At 55.8% G+C, this 4,654-nt stretch carries 4 protein-coding genes; 2 read left to right on the plus strand and 2 right to left on the minus strand.

All coding sequences use genetic code 11. The features are described 5' to 3' along the window. The first annotated feature begins 322 nt into the window (after positions 1–322). Complete coding sequence (locus RZA33_RS19155) at positions 323–1,372, plus strand: IS110 family transposase (RefSeq protein ID WP_317509319.1); 1,050 nt, start codon at positions 323–325, stop codon at positions 1,370–1,372. Between the two features lie 481 nt (positions 1,373–1,853). On the opposite strand, the gene RZA33_RS19160 is transcribed toward RZA33_RS19155, so the two are convergent. Together RZA33_RS19160 and RZA33_RS19165 are read right to left on the minus strand one after the other, a co-directional pair. Next, positions 1,854–3,074, minus strand: coding sequence for a glycosyl transferase (locus RZA33_RS19160; RefSeq protein WP_317509320.1), 1,221 nt, complete (start codon positions 3,072–3,074; stop codon positions 1,854–1,856). Further along, positions 3,071–4,009 carry an HAD-IIB family hydrolase gene (locus RZA33_RS19165; RefSeq protein WP_317509321.1) on the minus strand — a complete coding sequence of 313 codons (939 nt, stop codon included), beginning with the start codon at positions 4,007–4,009 and terminating at the stop codon, positions 3,071–3,073. The genes RZA33_RS19160 and RZA33_RS19165 overlap by 4 nt, the downstream gene beginning before the upstream one ends. 449 nt (positions 4,010–4,458) lie before the next feature. On the opposite strand from RZA33_RS19165, the gene RZA33_RS19170 reads away from it, so the two are divergent. Further along, a partial coding sequence (locus tag RZA33_RS19170; RefSeq protein WP_322976225.1) for a hypothetical protein occupies positions 4,459–4,654 on the plus strand: 196 nt, incomplete at its 3' end.

Genomic DNA, 4,654 nt, shown 5'->3' on the forward strand with positions numbered 1-4,654 from the left:
TCATCGCGAACGAAGTGTGGCGATCTCGGGGTTGTGGTGCCACCGCAGGTTGAGATTGCCGCGTCGCTGCGCTCCTCGCAACGACATGTAGTGGGTCATAGCAAGCGGCTCTCCACATGTCATCGCGAGCGAAACGCGACGATCTCGGGGTTGGGCTGTGCTTGTCATCGCGAACGAAGTGTGGCGATCTCGGGGTTGTGGTGCCACCGCAGGTTGAGATTGCCGCGTCGCTGCGCTCCTCAATGAAAGGGACTCCTCCCCTCTCGAAGCTTCAGAGAGCTACATTGATAGCTGAACCACATCAATGCGGAGGGGAAGAGTCATGAACAAGCATAAGACGATTGGTATTGATCTGGCAAAGCGTGTTTTTCAAGTGTGTGTTGTCGACACTCGCCGCCCGCGTGTTCAGGTCAACAAAGAGCTTAAACGGCATCAGGTCTTGGATTTTATGCGCCGCCAACCGGCCTGTCGGGTGTTCATGGAGGCGTGTGGTGGATCGCATTATTGGGCGCGACAGCTACAAGCCCTCGGCCATACCGTTGCGCTCATATCGCCCCAGTTTGTGACGCCTTTTCGCAAAGGGCACAAGACAGATGCCAATGACGCACTCGCCATTGTAGAAGCCGGGTTGCGTCCAGATATGCGCTTTGTCCCGCTCAAAAGCGTCGAGCAGCAGGATATTCAGAGCCTGCACCGCATTCGGGAAAGGTACATTCATCAGCGTACCCAGTTGATCAACCAAGTTCATGGCTTATTGCAGGAGTACGGGATTATCAGCGGTCGGGGTCAGAAGGCATTGAAGCAACGTGTTTGGCGCGTGTTGGAAGATGCTGATAACGAACTCTCGATGCTGATGCGTGACTTGATTGCCGAGCAAATGGCCGAGCTGGATCGGCTCAATGAACGACTTCAGTCACTGGATAAGCGAGTCGAGCAGATGAGTCGCGCCACGGGGCCTTGTCGCCAACTACTGGCAATAGAGGGTATAGGGCCGGTGGTCGCCACGCAGCTCTATAGCGCCCTCGGTAATGGCGAAGCCTTTAAGAAAGGTCGCCAAGCGTCAGCCTATCTGGGGTTAACGCCAAAGCAACACAGCAGTGGCGGCACCGCGAGCATCAAGGGCATTGGCCGAACGGGCCAAGTCTCGCTGAAAGCCGCTCTGATACGCGGCGCCCACTCGGTCATCAACCGTGTGGGCGACAAGCAGGATGCCAAAAGCCGTTGGCTACGCGCCCTGGTCGCACGCGTTGGCAAGAACAAAGCGGCTGTCGCGTTAGCGAACAAGACGGTGCGAACCGCCTGGGCGGTTCTGCACAGCGGTCAGTCCTATTGTAGAGAGTTTAATGAGAGTTCAGCGCTGATGGCGAGCTAAGCGGTAACCATCAGCGCCTAAGCGCCGACAGGCGGCTACCTTGTTGCCGGGCAACGATTGATGAAAAACAGGTCAGACCGACCTTCTCAAAACCTGCTCATTGCGATGGCTGAAGAAGCCTACGCCTCGTTGAGGAGAGAAGGTGCGCGACGTTCATCAGGGTCAGGGGATAGCGTCCCCATCAAGAGACCGACTATACGCACGCATCGGCTTATGTTTTTCCATCATCGTCGCTTGCAACCGGGGAGGAGTCCCTATACGCAACGACATGTAGTGGGTCATAGCAAGCGGCTCTCCACATGTCATCGGGAGCGAAGCGCGGCGATCTTGGGGTTGGCTGTGCTTGTCATCGCGAGCGAAGCGCGGCGATCTTGGTTGTGCAGTGCCACCGCAGGCCGAGATTGCCGCGTCGCTGCGCTCCTCGCAAGGACATGTAGTGGGTCATGGCGGCTTCCACATGTCAGCGCGGCCGTGAGAGGCCCTACACCTTGCCTTGATTATCCAGCTCAACGGCTTCGTGCATGCGCGTGAGCAGGTCCGGTACGGCGGCCTGTACGCGGTTCCAACTGGGGATAAAGGGCCGCTCGCGAGGGTTGTCCAGAAACAGGTTGCCCGCTTCGAGTAGATTACTGGCAAATAGCTCCACCGCCTGCTCTTCGCTGTGACGGTCAAGGGTTAAGCCATTCATGGTGGCATCGTGGTCATAGGCTTCAATCAAATCTAACGCAAAGCGGTAATAGGTCGCTTTTAGCGTGCGGAAATCTTCGCTGCTAAACGTGATGCCCTGGGTCGCCAATTTACGATAAAGCGCTTTTGAAATATCCAGGCTCATACGGTTTAAGCCGCTATTGGGGTCATCTTCGCTGACCGGCTGATGCTTGTGATCATAGGCATCGGCGATATCTACCTGGCACAGCTGGCGTAGTGAGTAGTTGCGCTGCAACTCCGATAAAACACCGATCTCAAGTCCCCAATCGGCGGGTATGCGAATTCCCTCCAGCACTTCGCTGCGCATGGCAAACTCACCCGAGAGCGGGTAGCGAAAACTATCCAAATAATCGAGATAAGGCAGCGGCCCGCAAACGGTTTTCAGCGCGTGCAGTAACGGCGTTACCAATAGCCTTGCAACCCGACCGTTTAGCTTCCCCTCCGCAATGCGCGGGTAGTAGCCTTTACAAAAAACGTAGTTAAAGCTTGGATGCGCCACCGGATACATCAAGCGCGCCAGCAAGCCACGCTCGTAAGTCAAAATATCACAATCGTGTAGCCCTACGACCGTTGAGCGGCCTGAGGCCAGCATATAGCCCGCGCAGTACCATACATTGCGCCCCTTGCCGGGCTCTTGCGCACCAAGCCCGTGTTCTGCCAGCTCTGCATCCAGCGCGCTGAGCCGTGGGCCATCGTTCCATAAAATGCGCGTATGCTGCGGCAGGCGTGAGAAAAAGTCGCGGGCATATAAAAATTGCTCACGATCAGCGCGATCCAGGCCAATTACGATCTCACTGAGATAGGGGACTTTAACCAGCTCATCAACAATCGCCGACAACGCCGGCCCTTCCAGCTCCGAAAACAGTGACGGCAGAATCAAGCCCATCGGGCGTCGACGCGAGAACTGACATAGCTCCTGCTCAAGCAACTCTACCGGGCGCCGAGTCAGGTTGTGAAAATCGGTAATAATACCGTTTTGATGAAAGTCACTCATGCGCTTAACTCCCTGAAATCATTAATCACGCTATCCCTTTTTCCCGCCGTCGCTAAACGGCGGTCATCTCGCCCCCACCAGTGGGCCACCCCCTCAGCCCAGCCGGCTGGGCCGGTTGCCTGCGTGCGATAGAGCGATGTATTGCGGGGTTCGACCACTAAATCGTGGCAGCCACGGATCACTACCGCCTGATCGACCGCCTCAAGCATCGAGACATCATTGGGCCCATCGCCCAGGCCAAGCGAAAGCGGATGGCGGCCGCGTAAAGCGGTAAAGCGTTGTATCAGCCACTCGACAGCGTTGCCTTTATCTGCCGAGCGCCCCATTACATGCCAAAAACGTCCACCCTGGGTCAGTTGCAATCCATCGCCTTCCAAGGCCCTACGAAAAGCCGCCAACTCAGTATCGTTGCCTTGCCATATCAGCGGTTCACTGCCCTCACGTTGGCGCGCATCACGCGCCCGAGTGTGGTCAAGGCCTGTGAGATCCATCACTTCTTGTAAGCTCATCTCGCCCATGCGTGAAAAGCGCACGTCTAGCCGCTCCCGCCATATATTCAAACGGGCACGAATAAAACCAATATCAACGCCGGGATGCTTGATAACCACGCCATCACGACCACTTCCTGGGCGGTCTAAGCGCGCATGACACCAGCCCGGGGGCAAGCCAATCACGGCGCCATTCTCAGCTATAAACGGCGTGCCAGTGAGGCCCAGCGCTTCGCGTAAGGGGAGTAACTCAGCGCGAGTTTTGCTGGTCACGGGTATCACCGGCACCCCCACCTGCTTCAGCTGGTCGAGCCACGGTGCCGCTGGGGTAAAGTCATAACTGTGATGATCCAACAGCGAGCCATCTAAATCGGTGACGACCAGACGCGGCTGCAGAGCAGGATCTGCCGACGAAAGCAGCACTGAAAGATTAGCGGATTCAGGCATGGCACTACCTCTTTTCGGTCGCAACGCTGTTATAAAACGACATTAAGACAGCCTAGCGGAGTTACCTATCAACGCTACCTGGGAACGTTATCCAAAAACCTTATCCAAAGAACGATAGCAATTTATAAATAGCAAGTTACACGCCAAAACCGAGAAGTACTGGTTCAGCAAGTGGTTACACGCTCAGGACACGGCTCTTAGGCTGATAAATACGCGACGGCACCAAAACAACGCACCCAAATCGCACCATTAAGGTGCACGGAACAGAACGGTGCGCGCCTCTCACCTTTTTATAGCAGTACCAAACCAACAAAGACGGATAAAAGTGAAAAAAAACCCTACAGCACTTGGCAGCGCTGCATAAATAGCTATACTGTAGTTGTACCCGCTGGTGATCCTGTATACCCCCTCACCTGATCCCAGCGGGCTGCAGTGAGCCAAGCCCTTTGATGCCCGCCTCCCCGGCGGGCTTTTTTTATGTATATCTATTTGTTATTACCCCTTCTATTCGTCATCGCGAACGAAGTGTTGCGATCTTGGGGTTGGGCTGTGCTTGTCATCGCGAGCGAAGCGCGGCGATCTCGGGGTTGGGCTGTGCTTGTCATCGCGAGCAAAGCGCGGCGATCTCGGGGTTGGGCTGTGCTT

This window comes from Halovibrio sp. HP20-59, from assembly GCF_033052795.2.
In the GTDB taxonomy this organism is placed as follows: domain Bacteria; phylum Pseudomonadota; class Gammaproteobacteria; order Pseudomonadales; family Halomonadaceae; genus Vreelandella.